At 62.5% G+C, this 17,967-nt stretch carries 16 protein-coding genes and 2 pseudogenes; 9 read left to right on the top strand and 9 right to left on the bottom strand.

Features of this window, described 5'->3' with window-relative positions; all coding sequences use genetic code 11:
- Positions 1-211, bottom strand: a pseudogene (locus JOY50_RS14200) (outer membrane assembly protein); the annotation flags it as partial.
- Between the two features lie 197 nt (positions 212-408).
- Here JOY50_RS14200 and JOY50_RS14195 point away from each other — a divergent pair.
- Positions 409-1,101, top strand: coding sequence for a response regulator transcription factor (locus tag JOY50_RS14195; protein ID WP_132845811.1), 693 nt, complete (start codon positions 409-411; stop codon positions 1,099-1,101).
- Positions 1,098-2,363, top strand: coding sequence for a HAMP domain-containing sensor histidine kinase (locus JOY50_RS14190; RefSeq protein WP_243055438.1), 1,266 nt, complete (start codon positions 1,098-1,100; stop codon positions 2,361-2,363). Before JOY50_RS14195 ends, JOY50_RS14190 begins: the two co-directional genes overlap by 4 nt.
- Here the strand turns inward: JOY50_RS14190 and JOY50_RS14185 are convergent.
- From JOY50_RS14185 to JOY50_RS14175, 3 genes and pseudogenes are all read right to left on the bottom strand, one after another.
- Positions 2,356-3,351 carry an aldo/keto reductase gene (locus tag JOY50_RS14185; RefSeq protein ID WP_028612938.1) on the bottom strand — a complete coding sequence of 332 codons (996 nt, stop codon included), beginning with the start codon at positions 3,349-3,351 and terminating at the stop codon, positions 2,356-2,358. The genes JOY50_RS14190 and JOY50_RS14185 overlap by 8 nt on opposite strands.
- Positions 3,352-3,613: 262 nt before the next feature.
- A pseudogene (locus JOY50_RS14180) lies at positions 3,614-3,817 on the bottom strand (LysR family transcriptional regulator); the annotation flags it as partial.
- A 219-nt stretch (positions 3,818-4,036) separates the two neighbouring features.
- Positions 4,037-5,221 (bottom strand): MFS transporter, encoded by a 1,185-nt coding sequence (locus JOY50_RS14175; protein ID WP_132845805.1) that lies wholly within the window; start codon positions 5,219-5,221, stop codon positions 4,037-4,039.
- A 363-nt stretch (positions 5,222-5,584) separates the two neighbouring features.
- On the opposite strand from JOY50_RS14175, the gene JOY50_RS14170 reads away from it, so the two are divergent.
- Positions 5,585-6,709, top strand: a complete 1,125-nt coding sequence (locus JOY50_RS14170) for an MFS transporter (RefSeq protein ID WP_243055441.1) — start codon at positions 5,585-5,587, stop codon at positions 6,707-6,709.
- A 37-nt stretch (positions 6,710-6,746) separates the two neighbouring features.
- On the top strand, positions 6,747-7,397 hold the full coding sequence (locus tag JOY50_RS14165; protein WP_132845800.1) for an alpha/beta hydrolase: 651 nt from the start codon (positions 6,747-6,749) through the stop codon (positions 7,395-7,397).
- Positions 7,398-7,535: 138 nt separating this feature from the next.
- Here JOY50_RS14165 and JOY50_RS14160 read toward each other — a convergent pair whose 3' ends face one another.
- A complete protein-coding gene (locus tag JOY50_RS14160) occupies positions 7,536-8,417 on the bottom strand; it encodes a LysR family transcriptional regulator (RefSeq protein ID WP_019473596.1) in 882 nt (293 codons plus the stop codon).
- 170 nt (positions 8,418-8,587) lie between these two features.
- Between JOY50_RS14160 and JOY50_RS14155 the strand changes: the two genes are divergently transcribed.
- The gene (locus tag JOY50_RS14155) at positions 8,588-10,231 is read left to right on the top strand and encodes an acetolactate synthase large subunit (protein WP_132845798.1); all 1,644 of its coding nucleotides are present in this window, start codon (positions 8,588-8,590) and stop codon (positions 10,229-10,231) included.
- A 65-nt stretch (positions 10,232-10,296) separates the two neighbouring features.
- Here the strand turns inward: JOY50_RS14155 and JOY50_RS14150 are convergent, their stop codons facing one another.
- Positions 10,297-12,843, bottom strand: coding sequence for an HWE histidine kinase domain-containing protein (locus tag JOY50_RS14150; RefSeq protein ID WP_132845796.1), 2,547 nt, complete (start codon positions 12,841-12,843; stop codon positions 10,297-10,299).
- A gap of 412 nt (positions 12,844-13,255) precedes the next feature.
- Between JOY50_RS14150 and JOY50_RS14140 the strand changes: the two genes are divergently transcribed.
- On the top strand, positions 13,256-13,891 hold the full coding sequence (locus JOY50_RS14140) for a dTMP kinase (RefSeq protein WP_132845794.1): 636 nt from the start codon (positions 13,256-13,258) through the stop codon (positions 13,889-13,891).
- Between the two features lie 8 nt (positions 13,892-13,899).
- Here JOY50_RS14140 and JOY50_RS14135 read toward each other — a convergent pair whose 3' ends face one another.
- Positions 13,900-14,802, bottom strand: a complete 903-nt coding sequence (locus JOY50_RS14135) for a LysR family transcriptional regulator (protein WP_132845791.1) — start codon at positions 14,800-14,802, stop codon at positions 13,900-13,902.
- A 96-nt stretch (positions 14,803-14,898) separates the two neighbouring features.
- Here JOY50_RS14135 and JOY50_RS14130 point away from each other — a divergent pair, with 96 nt between their 5' ends.
- Complete coding sequence (locus JOY50_RS14130) at positions 14,899-16,290, top strand: MFS transporter (RefSeq protein ID WP_132845788.1); 1,392 nt, start codon at positions 14,899-14,901, stop codon at positions 16,288-16,290.
- Positions 16,262-16,639: a hypothetical protein gene (locus tag JOY50_RS14125; RefSeq protein WP_132845785.1), complete on the top strand. Its 378-nt coding sequence runs from the start codon at positions 16,262-16,264 to the stop codon at positions 16,637-16,639. Before JOY50_RS14130 ends, JOY50_RS14125 begins: the two co-directional genes overlap by 29 nt.
- Positions 16,640-16,696: 57 nt before the next feature.
- Here the strand turns inward: JOY50_RS14125 and JOY50_RS14120 are convergent, their stop codons facing one another.
- On the bottom strand, positions 16,697-16,951 hold the full coding sequence (locus JOY50_RS14120) for a type B 50S ribosomal protein L31 (protein WP_019473563.1): 255 nt from the start codon (positions 16,949-16,951) through the stop codon (positions 16,697-16,699).
- A gap of 103 nt (positions 16,952-17,054) precedes the next feature.
- Between JOY50_RS14120 and dksA the strand changes: the two genes are divergently transcribed.
- A complete protein-coding gene (gene dksA, locus JOY50_RS14115) occupies positions 17,055-17,459 on the top strand; it encodes an RNA polymerase-binding protein DksA (protein WP_019473562.1) in 405 nt (134 codons plus the stop codon).
- Between the two features lie 50 nt (positions 17,460-17,509).
- On the opposite strand, the gene JOY50_RS14110 is transcribed toward dksA, so the two are convergent.
- A complete protein-coding gene (locus JOY50_RS14110; protein WP_016714074.1) occupies positions 17,510-17,950 on the bottom strand; it encodes an Lrp/AsnC family transcriptional regulator in 441 nt (146 codons plus the stop codon).
- Positions 17,951-17,967 lie beyond the last annotated feature (17 nt).

Raw genomic sequence — 17,967 nt, 5'->3', positions numbered from 1 at the left:
AGAACCCGGTCTTGAACAGGGAACGGGTCGAGTCCACCAGGCGGCGGTCATCGGCCTGGTCACCGACGTTCAGCGGCAAGGCACCGAAGACACTGCCAGCGGAAACCCGCTGCAGGCCGTTGACGCGGATGTCGGCGATCCTGAAAGGGGAGGCCTGGGCCAGCGAGGCTTTCAGCAACAGGATGGAGAGCAACAGGCGCGGGTAGTTCATCGGGGGTTCCAGACAAGCGGATTCGGAGGGGAGCAAGCGCGGGCAACCCGCTGGCAGCGGGCGATGAGGATACGGGCGGGCTGTGTACGGCGCGGTTAGCCGAGGGTAAAGATGTGTAAAGTCCGACCGGCCGGCGGTGACAGCCCCGGCCGCCGGGGCGATCATTACAGCCCCTGCAATTGCGATATCTGGCCCCGATGATCCCTGTGCTGCTGGTCGACGACGACCGCGAACTGACTGAAATGCTTTCTTTGTACCTGGCGCGCGAAGGCTTCCAGGCCACGGCGGTGGCTACCGGTGAAGAAGGCGAGACCCAGGCGTTGTCCGGTCACTTCCAGGTAGTGGTGCTGGACGTGATGCTGCCGGGTATCTCTGGCATCGAAGTGCTGCGGCGCGTGCGTGCGCGCAGCCAGGTGCCGGTGCTGCTGCTGACCGCGCGTGGCGACAATATCGACCGTATTGCCGGCCTTGAGCTGGGCGCCGATGACTACGTACCCAAGCCCAGTTCCCCGGGTGAACTGGTGGCACGCCTGCGGGCGATATTGCGCCGGGTGCAGCCGCACCCGACGGGCGAGGGCAGTGCGCCCGAACACGTGCGCACGGGCGCATTGAAAATGTGGCCGGGCCGCCGTGAAGCGCACTGGGGCGAAGCCACGCTGGAGCTGACCGGCTCGGAGTTCAGCCTGCTCGAAGCGTTGGCCCGCCAGGCTGGCCAGCTGGTCAGCAAGCAGGACTTGTCACTCAATGCCTTGGGCCGGCCGTTGACCCGTTATGACCGGCGTATCGACGTGCACGTCAGCAGCATCCGGCAAAAGCTCGGCCCGCGTGCCGACGGCAGCAGCTGGATCCAGAGCGTGCGTGGCATGGGCTACATGCTGATAGTCGAATGATGCGCCGGCGCCTGTTCTGGAAGCTGTTCCTGGCGTTCTGGCTGGCCAACTGCCTGACTTTCCTGGTGGGTGCGGGTGCCTTCATGCTCAATGACTGGCGCGGCGATACCCCGGCGCTGCGTTCGCTGCTGGCCACCGAACTACAGCTACTGCAGCGTTACGGTGAGCAGGCAGGCCGGCAACTGCTGGAGGTGTCACCGCAGCCGCCGGATGTGCAAGTGGGCCTTTATGACAGTAAAGGCCAGCTGCTGGCGGGCAGGGCGGTGTCGGTGTCGCGTTTCGAGCAGGCGTTGAGCGACCGCGAGGGTCGCCCGCTGGTGCTGCGTGCGTCGGTGGCCACGGTGCTTGGCGAACCGCCGCGCCCGCGTGGCATGGGCCCGCTGTTCACCGGCACGCTGATGAGTGCGCTGTTTGCCTTCCTGTGCAGCCTTTACCTGACTCGCCCGTTGGCCTGGCTGCGCGAAGCCATGGCCCAGGTGGCCCAGGGTAGGTTCGATGTGCGGGTGAAGCCCAGGCTGGGCAAGCGGCGCGACGAGATTGTCGAACTGGCCGCGGACTGTGACCGCATGGCCGGCCAGCTAAAGGCCCTGGTGCAGGCCCAGCAGAACCTGCTGCACGATATTTCCCACGAACTGCGTTCACCGCTGACCCGCATGCATGCCGCCATCGGCCTGATGCGTCAGCAACCCGACCGACATGACATGCTGGAGCGGGTGGAGCGCGAGTCACGGCGCATGGACGACCTGATCGAGCAGCTACTGACCTTGGCCCGCGCCCAGGCTCGGCAGGGCGACAGCGACTTTGCCAGTGTGGATGTGGTAGAGCTGCTTGCGCAGATTGTTGAAGACGCCCGTTTCGAGGCGGGCATGAAGCAGTGCCAGGTGTCCCTGCAAGCCCAAGGCGCGTTTCTTATCCATGGGCATGAAGAGTTGCTGTACCGGGCGTTCGAGAACATCATCCGCAACGCCGTGCGCTACACCGCCGCCGGCACAGAAGTGTTGGTGCAGGCTGCGCTGGCGCCGGGCGGGCAATGGTTCCAGGTCAGTGTCAGCGACCACGGTCCGGGCGTAGACCCGGCGCGGCTGAAGCGCATCTTCGAGCCGTTCGACCGAGGTACCGACAGCAGCGACGATGGCTTTGGCCTGGGCCTGGCGATTGCCCAGCGGGCCATCGCCCTGCATGGCGGCTGCATCACCGCGCTGGCCGCAACCAGCGGCGGGCTGCGGGTGCGCATCGAGCTGCCGCAAGCCCGCCCTACTTGAAGCCGGTTACCGCATGGGGGACGTAAGGGGCCTGCAAGCGCGCCACCTCGGCCTCGCTCAGCTGCAGTGACAACGCGCCCAGTGCATCGTCCAGGTGAGCGGGCTTCGAGGCGCCGACGATAGGGGCGCTGACGCCGGCCTTACCCAGTACCCAGGCCAGCGCAACCTGGGCCATCGGCACGCCCCGTTCGCCAGCGATCTGCTCGACCACATCGATCACCCGGCCGTCTTCCACCTCGGTCTTTTCATAGAACGACTGGCCGGATACATCGCTGCGGGTGCGTGCGGTTTGCTGCCCGTGCGGCCGGGTCAGGCGCCCGCGGGCCATCGGGCTCCAGGGCATCAGGCCGACCCCCTGGTCCAGGCACAGCGGGATCATTTCGCGTTCTTCTTCGCGGTAGATCAGGTTGAGGTAATTCTGCATCGACACGAAACGGCTCCAACCGTTGCTGGCCGCCACCTGCTGTGCCTTGGCGAACTGCCAGGCGTACATCGACGATGCACCGATGTAACGGGCCTTGCCGGCCTTGACCACGTCGTGCAGGGCCTCCATGGTCTCCTCGATGGGGGTGTGGTAGTCCCAGCGGTGGATCTGGTACAGGTCGACGTAATCGGTACCCAAGCGGCTGAGGCTGGCGTCGATGTTGGCCATGATCGCCTTGCGCGACAAGCCTTGCTCGTTGGGCCGGCTGGCGCCTTCCCACATGTTGGCCGGGAAGAACACCTTGGTGGCGATCACGGTTTCTTCGCGGCGGGTGAATTCCTTGAGCAGTTTGCCGAGGATGATTTCCGAAGTGCCGGCCGAATAGCTGTTGGCGGTGTCGAAGAAGTTGATGCCTTGCTCGACGGCATGGCGAATGATAGGTCGGCTGGCGTCTTCGCCCAAGGTCCAGGGATGAGTGCCGGCGTCGGGTTCGCCGAAGGTCATGCAGCCCAGGCACAACCTGGAGATGTCCAGCCCGGTGTTACCCAACTTTACGTATTGCATCGTCGTCTCCTTCAAGGGCGTTAGTGATGGTGTCAGCCTAACGCGGGCAGCCTTGCGCGAAAATTCCGTATTGATGCAGGTCCCATCCGCAAAAATTCACAAGCGCAGCAATGGCCGCACCTGTTGCTGGAGGAAGTCGGTAACCGCCTTGATCCGTGGGGTGGCGCGCACGTCCTCATGCACTGCCAGCCAGATTTCGATGCTCATGGTCTGCTCGGCGCTGCCGGCTTCCTTCATGCCGTGCTCCTGCGCCATGAACGCGGAGTTCGGCAACGCGTCGGCCTTCGTCGGTGAGCGCATAAGCGCGGGGGCGCCGGTCGACCAGCTTGAGCTTGAGCGAGGCTTCGAGCGAAGCGATGCGCCGGGCCACGGTGGCGTGGTCGACGCCCAGCGTCTTGGCCGCGGCGGACAGCGAGCCGGCCGAGGTAAAGGCGCAGAAATGACGCAGGTCTTCCCAATCGAACATGGAGGGCTCGGCAGTAGCCTGTGCAGAAGGGGGTAGGGTAGCGTTTTCTGCGGGTCCACTGTGGATTGGGTGGATTTGAGATTTTTGGGGCTGCTTTGCAGCCCATCGCGACACAAGGCCGCCCCTACAGGATTTGCATTTGCCTCGAAGGCCGTCATGTACCTGTGGGAGCGGCCTTGTGTCGCGAAAGGGCTGCGCAGCAGCCCCACATGGCTGGCCTCAGTGGCCGCCTTTCATCCGTCGTGCCACCAGATAGATACCCAGCCCGACCAGCGCAGTTGCCGCGCCAATATAGCCGGTGCTGGTCCAGCCCATGCCCGCTGTAATCGCCATGCCACCCAACCATGGCCCCAGCGCATTGGCCAGGTTGAACGCTGCATGGTTCGACGCAGCTGCCAGGCTCGGCGCTTCATGGGCAATGTCCATCAGGCGGATCTGCAGCGGCGCGGCCAGGGCAATCATGGTGCCCACCAGGCCGATACCCAACAGCAGGCTCCACAGCGCATGGGCGGCGAAGGTGAAGAACAGCAGTACGGCGATTGACCACACCAGCACCAGCCCCACGGCGCGGAACTGCAGGCGGTCGAACAGTTTGCCGCCGGCAATGTTGCCGACGATGCCGCCCACCCCGAACGCCGCCAGGCCGAACGGAATCCACTGGGGTGACACCTGGGTCACCTGCAGCATGGTCGGTGCCAGGTAGCTGAATACCGTGAACATGCCGGCAAAGCCGATCGAAGCGATGGCCAGCGCCATCCACACCTGCGGCAGGGTAAAGGCTTGCAGTTCCTTGCGCGGGTCGCTGCGCACTTCGTCGTGGCGCTGGGGCACAAAGCGCCACACCAGGGCGATGGTGCACAGCGCGATGGCGCCAACCAGCACGAACGCCGAACGCCAGCCGAAAAACTGGCCCAGGTAGGTTGCCACCGGGTTGCCGAGCAACATGGCCAAGGTCAGGCCCATCATCACCCGGGCAACCGCACCCGCGCGCTGGTCTTTGGCCACCATGCTCGATGCCACCACTGCGGCAATGCCGAAGTACGCGCCGTGGGGCAGGCCGCTGATGAAGCGGAAGGCAACCAGGCTGCTGAACGAGGGGGCGAAGGCAGTCGCCAGGTTGCCAAGGGCGTACAGTGCCATCAGCAGCAACAGCATGTGCTTGCGCAGCAGCCGGGCGCCCAGGATCGCTAGCGTCGGGGCGCCAACCATCACCCCCAGTGCGTAGGCACTGATGGCATGGCCCACCTGGGGCTCGCTCAATTGCAGGTTGCTGGCGATGTCGGGCATCAGGCCCATGATGGCGAATTCGCCGGTGCCAATGGCAAAGCTGCCCAGCGCCATGGCGGCTTCCATCTTCGCGACGGTGCTCTTACTGGGGAGAGGGGGTAATTCCTGGACTGACATCTGTATCCCTTTTGAAACATGCTGAAACGTTCAAGGCGGGATCATAGTCAATATTTGCCGGCAACGTCGAGGAAGCTGACCGGCTTGGGGCTTTTGGCCCTTTCTGCGTGCGGTCTTGAAGGGCCGCTCGACGGTTTTCTCATCACTGGGTTAGCGGGAGGAGTACAAAAGTACTCTTCTTGGATTTCCGGCACACTACAGCGAGCGCATAACTGAAATGCCGGGATGTTATGGCAAGCCGTACGCCTGCTCTCTTAGACTGCCACCTGCGTGCGCCGACATCCGGCCCGCTTGGTCGATAAGGTTGCTTTAGTGAATGCTGGCGTACGTTTTCCCGGGCCCTTGGGTATTTTCTGGCTGGGGCTGCTGCAAATTCTGGTGTGGGGTGGTTCGTTCTTCCTGTTGGCGGTGATGGGCAAGCCAATCCTGCGCGAGACTGGCTGGGACAGCGGCTGGGTGTATGGGGCACTGTCGCTGGGCCTGATGGTTTCGGCGCTGCTGGCGCCGCTGTCCAGCCGCCTGGTGGCGCGTTATGGCGGGCGCTCGCAACTGGCCGCCAGCGGTGTGGTAGTAGGGCTGGGCTTGCTGGTGGTTGCCAACTGCCACAGCCTGCTGGTGTTCCTGCTGGCCTGGGTGATCATTGGCGCGGGGATGGCAATGGGGCTGTATGAAGCGCTGTTTGCCACCCTCGGTGCCTTGTATGCGGAACGGGCAGGGCGGGCGATTACCGGTATCACCCTGATTTCGGGGTTTGCCACCACCATCACCTGGCCGGTGGTGGCCCTGGCCATCGAGCAACTGGGCTGGCGCACGGCGTGTACGGCTTATGCGCTGGTGCTGATCGTTGCCGTGGCGCCGTTGTACCTCTGGGTGTTGCCGGCAGGCCAGCCCGCACACAAGGCCCAGGGCGTGACGGCGACGAGCAATCTGCCTGTGGACCGCCGCCTCTATTGGCTGCTGACTGCAATCTTTGCCATTGGCGCGATCATCATGACTGCCGTTTCGGTGCAGCTGGTCGCAGTACTGCAGGGCCAGGGGCATTCGCTGGCGGCTGCCATTGGCCTGAGTGCCTTGCTCGGGCCGAGCCAGGTGGCATCGCGGGTGCTGCAGATCATCGCCGGCAAGCGCCACCCGATCTGGACTGCACTGGTGTCATCGGTGCTGGTAGCCGTCGGCCTGACGCTGGTGGCCGTGGCGCCGGGCGTGACCGCGCTGGGCCTGCTGCTGTATGGCTGTGGCAATGGCCTGCGGGCCATTGTCAGGGGGCTGCTGCCGCTGGCCCTGATGCCGCCAGCCCAGTATGTTGCGCTGATGGGCAAGATGTCGCGCCCCTCGTTGGTTGGCCAGGCACTGACGCCTTTGGTGGGTGGCTACCTGTTCCAGCACTTCGGCGCGACGGGGGTACTGGCAACGCTGTCGGCGCTGGCATTGACCAGTGTCGTGCTGGTGTTGCTGGTGATGCATGGCCTGCCGCGGCAAACGGCGTGATCAGGCGCTACTCATTTGGCTAGCAAGGACAATCAAGATGTCGGATGCATTACGTAACCAGTTGCTTATCGATGGACTGGCCGGCCAGATCGAACTGCTGATCGACCACCCGGCCGGGCCGCCAAAGGGGGTGGTGCTGGTCAGTCACCCACAACCGCTGCTGGGCGGGAGCCCGCGCCATATTGTGCCGCTGACCCTGGCGCGTCAGCTGTGCGCAGCCGGTTGGCAGGTGGTGCGGCCGAGTTTTCGTGGGGTAGGGCAGACACAAGGCGCGCACGACGAGGGCATCGGCGAAGCGCAAGACTGCATCGCGGTCATCCGTCACTTCAGCCGGGAGTTGCCGGAGCTGCCAATAGCCTTGGTAGGGTTCTCTTTTGGTGCCTATGTGTTCGCCCGTGTGGCCTGTGCGCTTGAAGGGCAGTTGCAGGCAGTGGCGTTGCTGGGGCTGCCGGTGGGTGATGTACCGGGCGGGCGCTATTACGAGCCACTGCCGGTGCCTGCGGATTGCCTGCTGCTGCATGGCGAACAGGATGAAATGGCGCCGCTGGCCAACCTGTTGCAATGGGCTGGCCCGGGGCAACGGGCGGTGTCGGTTTATGCAGGTGCCAACCACTTTTTCAAGGGCTGCCTGGGGCGGGCGGCTGAGCAGGTGATCGCCCATCTGGCGTTGAAAACCGCACTACCCTAGAACGGCTGCGGTGGTCTGGCACCGGCGTTGCCGGTGGTCGCGGCTGAAGCCGCTCCCACATTGATCGCACTGGCCTCAAGGCATGCGCCGTACCTGTGGAAGCGGCTTTAGCCGCGAAAGGGCCGGAACAGGCTAGCCTCACCGCTCCAGGTAATGCGTCTGCGCAGCAAAGTCGATGAACCGCTTGCTGGCCAGCGACAGGTATTCCCCGGAGCGCCAGCACAATCTGAAGCTCATCTGCTGCGCGGGCCGGAACGGCACCCCGACGATGCCCGGCGTGCGCTGCTGGACCGAGCGCAGCAGGGTCGCCACGCCCATGTTGTCCAGCGCGGCCTGCACCACCAGCGAGACGAAGTTGCTCTGCAACGCCACCTGGTAAGTGATGCCATGCTCGGCGAAAAACGCGTCCAGCAGGTGACGTTGAACGAACGTGCGGTCGAACACCACCATGTCGGTATTACGCAAGTCTTGCGCCGTGAGAAAGGCTTTGCCGGCATAAGGGTGGTCGGGGTGCATGCACGCCAGCATCTCGTCACTGCCCAGCAGGATCGATTCCTTGTCGGGGGGCACGCGCCTGGACTCCAACAATGCCAGGTCGATTTCCCTTTGTTCCAGGCGATGGCCAATGTCCTCGGCACTGCCTTCGAACACGGTCATGGCAATGCCTGGATACAGCTGGCGGAAGGCGTTCATCAACCCAGGTACATAGTGCAGGCCGAACATGGGCGGGATGCCCAGGCGCACTTCGCCGCGTTTCAGGTCGGCCATGTCGCGCAGCTCTTGCCGGGCAACATCCATCTCGCGCAGCGCCGACGCAATGCGTGGCAGGAACTGTTCGCCCTCGGCGGTAAGGATGACTTTGCGCGTGGTGCGGTTGAACAGGGTCACGCCCAGTTCTTCTTCCAGGCGGGTGACGGCCATGCTCAGCGCAGGCTGGGCGATGTGCAAATGCTGGGCAGCCTTGGTGAAGCTGCCTTGGCGCACGATCTCGACGCAGCAGCGCAATGCCTTGAGGTTCATTGAGGCGTTCTACCATTCATAACGAACTGTGATGCTAAGCATCATAACAATATATTTATTATTATTAACCAGAGGGCCTACGATGCGCGCCACTGAGACATCCTGCAATATCTCAGTCACGCAGCGTCATAAAGCTGCAATCCCACAAAGATTTTGAGGTAGTACCCCAAATGGCCAAGGCCGCCGATGTCGTTGTGCAATGTCTGGAAAACGAAGGTGTCGAGTATGTGTTCGGCATCCCTGGTGAGGAAAACCTCGACCTGCTCGAATCCCTGCGCAAGTCGAAGATCAAGCTGGTACTGACCCGTCACGAGCAGTCTGCAGGCTTCATGGCTGCCACCTACGGCCGCCTGACCGGCAAGACCGGCGTCAGCCTGTCGACCCTCGGCCCTGGTGCCACCAACCTGGTCACCGCCAGCGCCTACGCCTACTTGGGCGGCATGCCGATGATGATGATCACCGGGCAGAAGCCGATCAAGAAGTCCAAGCAGGGCCGCTTCCAGATCATTGACGTGTGCGGCATGATGGACCCCATCACCAAGTACACCCACCAGTTCGCCTCGGCCGACAACATCCCGGCCCGCATGCGCGAAGCCTTCCGCCTGGCTGAAGAAGAAAAGCCGGGTGCGGTACACCTGGAACTGCCGGAAGACATCGCCGCCGAGCAGACCGACGCACTGCCGATCCCGCGTAGCCTGCACCGCCGCCCGCTGGCCGAACACGTCGCCATCGAAGCTGCCGTCGAGAAATTGCAGAACGCGCGCAACCCGATCCTGGTGATCGGCGCCGGCGCCAACCGCAAGATGACCGCCAAGGTCCTCAAGCAGCTGATCGACAAGACCGGTATCCCGTTCATCACCACCCAGATGGGTAAAGGTGTGGTCGACGAGCGCCACCCGCGCTTCCTGGGTAACGCTGCGCTGTCGTCGGGTGATTTCGTCCACCGCGCCGTAGAAGCCGCCGACCTGATCATCAACATCGGCCACGACGTGATCGAGAAGCCGCCGTTCTTCATGGTCCGTGGTGGCACCGAAGTCATTCACATCAACTTCCGCTCTGCCGAAGTCGATGCTGTTTACTTCCCACAGGTTGAAGTGATTGGCGACATCGCCAACGCCGTGTGGCAGATCAGCGAAGCGCTGAACGACACCTCGCACTGGGACTTCACCCGCCTGATGGCCATCCGTGAAGCCAACGAAGCCCAAATCGCCGAAGGCGCTGACGACAACCGCTTCCCGGTCTACCCGCAGCGCATGGTTGCCGACATCCGTCGTGTTCTGCCGTCCGAAGGCATCGTTGCCCTGGACAACGGCATCTACAAGATCTGGTTCGCCCGTAACTACAAGGCGCACAAGCCGAACACCGTGCTGCTGGACAACGCCCTGGCGACCATGGGCGCCGGCCTGCCATCGGCCATGGCGGCGCACCTGGTGCACCCGGACCGCCCGGTGATCTCGGTGTGCGGCGACGGCGGCTTCATGATGAACAGCCAGGAGCTGGAAACCGCAGTACGCCTGGGCATGCACATCACCGTGGTGATCCTGCGTGACGATGGCTACGGCATGATCCGCTGGAAGCAGGCCAACATGGGCTTCACCGATTTCGGCTTGGACTACGGCAACCCGGACTTCGTCAAATACGCCGAAGCCTACGGTGCCAACGGTCATCGCGTGGAAAGCGCCGAAGGCCTGCTGCCACTGCTGGAACACTGCATCAAGACCCCAGGCGTGCACGTGATCGACTGCCCGGTCGATTACAGCGAGAACGACCGCATCCTCAACAGCGAGCTGCGTGAGCGCGCGCTGGCGGTGTAAGCCCTGAGGTACGGCGCCAGCGCAAGGCTGGCGCCTTTCCCTGAGGAGCGGCCTGGTATCGCCTTTCAGCGATCCAACAGGCCCCGCAGGCTGGCCAGGATGCTGTTGGCGTCGTAAGGCTTGCGCGCTACGGGGACGCCCTTCAAGTGCTCGGGAATGCTGATGCCATCGCCGTAGCCTGTGGCAAACAGGAATGGAACCTGACGGCGTACCAGTTCATCGGCCACGGAAATGGATGTGCCGGTGCCCAGGTTGACATCCAGTATCGCAACGTCCGGTGTGCGGCGGGCGAGCAGTTGCATTGCCTGATCTTCGGAATTGGCGGTGATCACGTCCTTGATGTGAGCATCGTTGAGAATCTGCTCCAAGCCGACTGCAATCACCAACTGGTCTTCGAGGATCAGCACGCACAAGCCCGCCCGTGTTGCAAAGGTATCATCTACACGAGCCATGGTCATGGCCGCGACCGGGATGGCGGGTTCGAACGTTTCGGCGACGGTCAGGTGCTTGGCCGGGATTCTGAATAGTCCTTGCAGGCCTTCGGGGTAATATTCCACCGTGCTGGTGCCGCCCAGGTCGAACGGGATGCTGCGGTCGATCAGTACCGAGCCAAAGCCAGTGCGGCTGGGCGGGCGTACCGTGGGCCCGCCACTTTCACACCAGCAGATGGCACAGGCGTTGGCGGCGTCGATTGCCCAGCTCACCGACAGCTTGCCGCCGGCCTGCGACAGCGCACCATACTTGGCCGCATTAGTGGCCAGCTCGTGCAGCACCAGGGCCATCACCGAGTAGGCGCGCGCGTCGAGGATGACGTTCGGGCCTTGCAGCTCGATCACCCCTGCAGCCGTGCGATAGGGTGAAAGCTCGGCCTCCAGCAGCATTGCCAGGCGGCCGCCACCATCACCACGCACCACTTGGTCGTGGGCCAGTGACAATGCCTGGATACGGCCTTTGAGGGTGGCCACATAGTCCTGGAGGGTCTGGCTCTCGGAGGTCGGGTGGGCAACCAGCGCACCAATCAGTGACAGGATGTTCTTGACCCTGTGATTGAGCTCCTCGTTAAGGATGCGCTGGCGCACTTCAGCCTTCGAGCGCTCGCTGGCCAGCAGCTCGCTGTTGTGCAGCACCACTTCGACGATGGCGGTGCGGATGGCATCGCCAAATTGGCGGTCCTGTTCGGTCCAGGGCAGCGACTGCTGGTGAACGGTTTCTTTCCAGATGGCAAAGCTTTTGCGCGGCGTCAGGCGATCGCCCAGCGCGCCGCTGTCGTAAGTTTTGTTCGGGTCCCCGGCCCAGTCGAGCGTCTCGATGACCTCCTTGCGAAAGAAGATCAGGTAATCCCTCGGCTGCTGCGACATCGGGATGATCAGCACGCCGGATACGTCGCTGAAGTACGCCTGGGCAGAGGGAAGCACCATCGACAGGCGGTTGGACGCCCAGGTACGGCCATCGGTGACCATATCCGCCAGGCGCAACAGGTCGGGCACGGCAGCTTTGGGCACTGCCAGCCCGGCCGTTGCCCAGCGGCCTTGCAGCGACATGCCGATGCCATCGCAGGGGATCAGCGACATCAGCCGCGGCAGGCGTGAGTGGAAGAACCCATCGAGATCCGCTGACTGGTTGGCATTGCGCACGATGGTGTCCAGTGCTTTGTGAACCCGTACGGCGGCTTCGAGTTTTTGCCGGCTGCGCAGGGTCTCGATATGCAACGCGAAGAACTCGCCGAACATTTCGGCGGCCACCCGCTGCCCCATGGCCAGAGTACGCGGTGCGTAGTGGTGGCAGGCGATCAACCCCCATAGCTCGCCGTTGACGATGACCGATATCGACATGGAGGCACCCACGCCCATGTTGCACAGGTACTCGCAATGCACCGGCGATACGCTGCGCAGGTGCGCGTAGGACAGGTCGAGCGGTTCGCCTGACGGGTCAAGGACCGGCTCGATGGCGACCGTTTTGAACCGGGCGTCGGAAATCACCCGGATCGGGTTGCGCAGGTAAAGCGCTCGGGCCTGCTGCGGGATGTCGGAGGCGGGGAAGTACTGGCCCATGAAGCTTTCAAGATCGCCACGTTTGGCTTCTGCGACCACCTTGCCGGCACCGTCTGCGCCGAGCTGGTAGATCATCACCCGGTCGTAGCCCAGTACGGCCCGGATAAAGCGGGCAGCGTCGCGGAACAATTTGCTGGTCTGGTCGATTTCGCGCAGCTGGGCAATCAGGGTACGGGCCAGCTCGATGGGCTCGGCGATGCTGGCGCCGGCCGGTTCAAACTCCAGGATTGCCGTACCTTTGCACAGGTGGGCGGCGATATCGAAGGCCTGGCCGTTGGGCAGCATCACGCTGAAGCTTAGTGCAGGGCGCGAGGCTTCGCGGGTACGGGCCAAGGCGTTGCGCAAGGTATGGGCTACCTCGTCACCTAGCACCGCGTGCAGCTTCTGGCCGTTGATGTCGCCTGCCAGGCCCAGCAGATGCGGGGCGTTGACCGAATGGCGCAGGACCACTGTCGCGGATGCATCACAGGCCAGCAGGCAGCCGTGGGGCTGGATGCTGCCAGGGATCTGGATGGGTTCGCGGTCGCAGTTGGTCAGGTTTACTTGTGGGTCGAAGGTCATTTGGCCCGTGCCTAAGGGTAAAGAGTAGGCTGCCAGGAGGGCCGCCATCGTCAGCCTAGCAGGCATTGTCCGCCTTGGGCATTGCCGGGTGGTTGCCTTTTCAAGCTGATGGGGTGTCCCCCCCGTTCATCTGCGAACCCCAGCTCCCGTATGAACATCGAAAACAATTCGGGGTGAGACGAGATGTTCAGCTTCGCGTACAGGGGGCGCCGGTGCTTCACCGCGATCCTGGCAGGCAGGACCATGCAGGCAGAGGATGGGCGAGAGGTGCCAGGCCTGGAGGGTAAGCGGTTGCTGGCGGCCCTTGAGCAAGTGGGTTGGAAGGCTCAGGGTTGACGTAGAAAGAGAATCGCTTGAAGCCGAGCCACGATCAATGGTCTCATCCCGCGCCTGAGCCAACTGGTATTGAACGATGAACCGCCCGCTGTTTGTTTCCATTGATGGGCCCAAGGGTACCGGCAAGACCACGCTGCTGGAGGCCGTCACTCAAGCCTTGCGGCTGGAGGGGAACAAGGTGATCCGCCTTTGTGAAAGAAAGAACGACCCTTGCCGGGGCGAGACCATGGCCCTGGTCAACCAGCTTGCCAGAAGCCCATGCCGGGACCTGGAGTTCAAGGTGTGCGAGCGCTTTGCCGAGAGCCGCGCCTGGATTTCCCGGCATGTGCTGCCCAGGCAGCCAGCTGACAGCATCATCCTGATTGATCGCTGGTACCCCTCTGACGCTGCGTTCCGACGCACGGTGCCGTTCGACCAGATCTTGCGCCTGAACCTCGAACGAAAGGTGCAAGTGCCCGATTTGCATGTCGGGGTTGTCACAGCCGCTGAGACCTCATGGGCACGGGCGGCAGCGCGTACGCGTGGGCTGGGCAGTACGGTGATCCACAACCTGGATGAACAGGTGGCCTGTACCGAGGCGTTCGAGCGTGCCGTTGCAGCGCACGGCTGGGTGCTGTGCCGCAATGAAAGGACGATCGACGAGGCAACCCGGCAGGTGGTTGGCGAGATTCAGAGCGTGCTTGCACGCATGCGCGCTGTGCCAGCAACGTGATATGGCTGTTACAGCCCGGTGTCCTCAAGGGCCCATCGGGCTGCCAGCTGGTCAATGAAAACGCGTGTTGCAGCAGGTACATACATGCTGTTGCGGTACAACGCATGAATGGGTTGCCGTGCAAAGTGTTGTGGGTCAAGGACGGCGCTGAGCTTACCCTTTGCGATGGCGTCGTCTACCAGCCAGCTTGGCAGAAGCGCAACCCCGAGCCCGCGCAAGGCCATGTCCAGCAACGCCTCTGCGCTATCTGCCTGAAAGCGGGACGGGCGCACGAACTGGCAGCTTTCGGTCATGGACTGTGAGTTGAAGAAGCGCCAGGGTGCATCGCTCAGGTGCGTATGAGCCAGCCAGTGCACGTTGACCAGCGCCTCCGTTGAGCCAGCCGGGTGCCGTAGCAGATACGCCGGGCTGGCGACCAGCTGCAAGGCATAGTCGCCAATCCTGGCGGCCTTGTAATCGGAGTCCGCCAACTCGCCTAGCCGGATTGCGACGTCGAAGCGTTCAGCAACCAGGTCACAGAGGTGCGATGACGCTACGTGCTCGATCGACAGATCGGGATGAGCTTCTGCCATGTCTGCCAGCACCGGCAGCACTGCACGCTGTGCAAAGGCGGAGGTACTGGTGATGCGTAACCGCCCGCCAAGCCCCGCGGATGACTGTTGCACGCTGGCTGTCGCGCGCTCCACCTGGTCAAGCAGCTGACGCGCTTCAACCAGAAACCGTTCACCGCAATCGGTCAGCACGGTGCGGCGGGTGTTACGGGCCAGCAGGCTGGTGCCCAGTTCAGCTTCCAGACGCCGTACATTGAAGCTGATCCGCGCCTTGGACTGGCCCAGCAACTGGGCAGCCTTGGTAAAGCTGCCGCTATCTGCAACGGCGACAAAGCTGGCAACGCGATTGAGGTCGAGCATGATTGTCAAAAATCAGTTAACAGTCTGGGCGATATTACAGCACTTATGTCGCTGTCGGTGCAGGGTTACAGTCACGCTCGCTGACTGGAGTTCACCGTGGCCTTACTCAACCTGCGTCGTCGTATCACGCTGTTCTACTTGCTGGGTTTCTTCGTAGACCTGATCAATACCTTCATCACCGCCGTGGTTTCACCGAAGATAGGTGAAGCCCTGCACGCTGATGTCGCCACGTTGGCTTGGGTGAGTACGGCCTATCTACTCGGGCTGATGCTGGGGATGTTGCCCAGCCGATGGCTGGGGCAGCGCATGGGCGAGCGCTCAGTACTGCTCGGCTCACTGGTGTTTTTCTCAGGCGCCACACTGTTGATCGCCTGGTCGGGCCAGATGGCAACGCTGCTACCTTTACGCGGCCTGCAGGGTTTTGCAGCCGGGCTGTTCATTCCTCTGGGCCAGGCACTGGTCTACCGCCTGTATTCGGCGCATGAGCGGCCAAGGGTGACCATGGCGATCATGGCCATAGGCTTGCTAGCGCCAGCCGTATCACCCCTGGCAGGCGGTTGGTTGTCGCAACGGATGCCCTGGCAGTGGGTGCTGCTCGCCAGTCTTCCCATGGCACTGCTGGCCTTGATCCTGGGTGCTTGCTGGTTACCGCGCCCACCGGCAGCCGCGCGCAATGAACCCTTTGATGGCAAAGGCTTGCTACTGGCTGGGGGAGGGGTGGCCAGCGGCTTGCTGGGTATGACTGATGCGGGTGGTGGCCAGGGTGGCATGGCTATGGCCTGGGCCGCACTGGCTGCAATCTTGCTCGGCAGCTACCTGCGTCACTCACGGCGTATCGCTGCACCCCTGTTGGACTTTTCGGTAATGCGCGAGCCCGTTTTCGCCGGATCGATCATGTTGTACCTGGCTGTGCCGGGCCTGTTCATCGGGGTAAACCTGTTGGCCATGCTTTACCTTCAGGCCGAGCTTGGATGGACCGCAAGCGCAGCGGGCAGCCTGATGTTGCCATGGTCCTTGGGGGCAGCGCTGGCGATCGCTTGCACCACCTGGCGTTACAGATCATCCGGGCCCACCCCATTACTGCTGCTGGGGCTGGCGCTGCAGATACCGGGTTATGCGCTGCTGGCGATGGCTTCCAGCACGTCTTCTCTCATGGTTGCCTACGCGCTGCTCGGTGTCGGGGGGAGCTTATGCACCAGCGTCGCGCAAAGCGCTGCCTTTGCAGCATTGGCCTCATCCGAACTTGGCCAGGCCAGTACCCTGTGGGCCCTGAACCGGCAGTTGAGTTTCTGCCTGGGCGTCACAGCCGTCAGCCTGGTATTCAGCTTGCTGACCATGCTCTTCGAGGCTCGGCAAGCCTACCAAGCCACATTCATGCTGGCAGGAGGGGTGCAGGCAACCTGCCTGGCAGTCCTCATCTGTCTGCGGATACGCTCACTTGTCACACGAAAGGAACGCCATGAATCGGTATCTGAAAGAAGTCATTGATCTGCACATATTGATCGAGGCGCTCTTCGCCAGGGGGGAGGGTTCTGTTGCAGCCATGGTCGAGCGGTTTCACGCGGATTTTGCGATGGTGACACCTGCCGGTGCTCAGGTAGGCCTGGGCGATGTTTCATCCCTGTTTGCTCAGCGTGCAGGGTCTCAGCCAGGGTTGAGCATTGAGGTCGCCGAACTGGAAACCATCGCACAATGGCCGGAGGGTGCAGTGGTGTGCTATCGCGAGACGCACCATTTGCCCGGCCAGAACGCGAAGACACGGATATCCACCGCACTGTTCAGTGCTGTAGGGGGACGCGTGTTATGGCGCCATCTTCAGGAAACCTGGGCGGCTTGAGGCTGCGCGATGATGGGTTGGAAGAGCCGCTTTCCCTGGACTGAAAGCGGCTTTTTCTTACTTGGCAGTAAAACCTGCAAACCGCTTGTTGAACCCCGCCACCCGGCCCTCGGCCTTCGCCTTGCGTTCCTGGCCGGTGTAGATCGGGTGCGAGGCACTGGAAACGTCGAGGGTGACGTAGGGGTAGCTGACGCCATCGGTGTGCACGTGGGTCTTGTCTGTTTCGATGGTCGAGCGGATCAGCCAGAAGGCACTGGCAGCCACATCGTGAAACAGAACGGGGCGGTAGTCGGGGTGAATGCCTGGTTTCATTGTAGAACTCCTTAGCGAATGTTATAAAGTAACAACGTAAGCCATGTGACGAGTCATTTGCAACCTGGGCCGACCTTCGAATGCAGCCGCGAGCGTAATAGACATGACCGAACAAGACCTGCTTTGCATGCCTGCAGAGGCCTATATGGATGCTCGGCAGCAGGGGTTCTTCCGCGACCTGTTGTTGGCGCAGCGCAATGAGCTGCAAGCCCGAATATCCAGCGAGTTCGAACTCATGCGCGCATTCGAGCCAAGCAGCGACCCATCTGACCTGGGCACTATGGAAGAGCAACGGCAATGGCAGCTGCGCCTGCTTGAGCGGGAAAAGAAACTGCTGGACAAGATCGACGAAGCCCTGGAGCGCATTGCACGGGGTGAGTACGGGTGGTGCAAGGACACCGGCGAGCCCATCGGCCTCAAGCGCTTGCTGCTGCGGCCAACGGCGACACTGAGCATTGAGGCCAAGGAGCGGCAGGAACGCCAGGAGCGGCATATACGCGAAACTTGATACACCCGGCGTGGATGGCACCGGTGAAGCTCGTGCCATCTTGCAGGTCGTCAGGCACCCTGGCGGTCGATATCACGGCGCAGGACTACCGACGTGGTAATGTCATCCACGGATTCGTGGCGTGCGACATTGTCGCGAACCTGGTTGAGGTCGTCGATGGTCCGGGTCTCCACTTCAACCACCAGATCAAGCTGACCGCTCACCGAGGAAACCCGTCGCACGCGGGCGTCCGTAGCCAGCTGGTCAAGCAGCCCCATGGCAGGCGTGCGCTGTAACGTTACCAGCAAGATCGCGCGTATCACATTGGCGTCAATCTCGCCGATATCCGCCCGATAACCACGAATGATCCCGCTGCGTTCAAGGTTGGCAACCCGTTCGGTCGTGGCGCTTCTGGAAAGGCCTATGCGGCCGGCTAATGCCTTGAGCGCAATGCGCGCGTCCTTCGAAAGTACTTCAAGAATCTCACGATCTTTTGCATCCAGCTCACGCATTGCAGCACCTGATTAGC

Origin of the sequence: Pseudomonas sp. BP01, assembly GCF_022760795.1 — a bacterium.
Classification (GTDB): Bacteria; Pseudomonadota; Gammaproteobacteria; order Pseudomonadales; family Pseudomonadaceae; genus Aquipseudomonas; species Aquipseudomonas putida_Q.
This window is presented reverse-complemented; position numbering and strand designations above follow the sequence as displayed.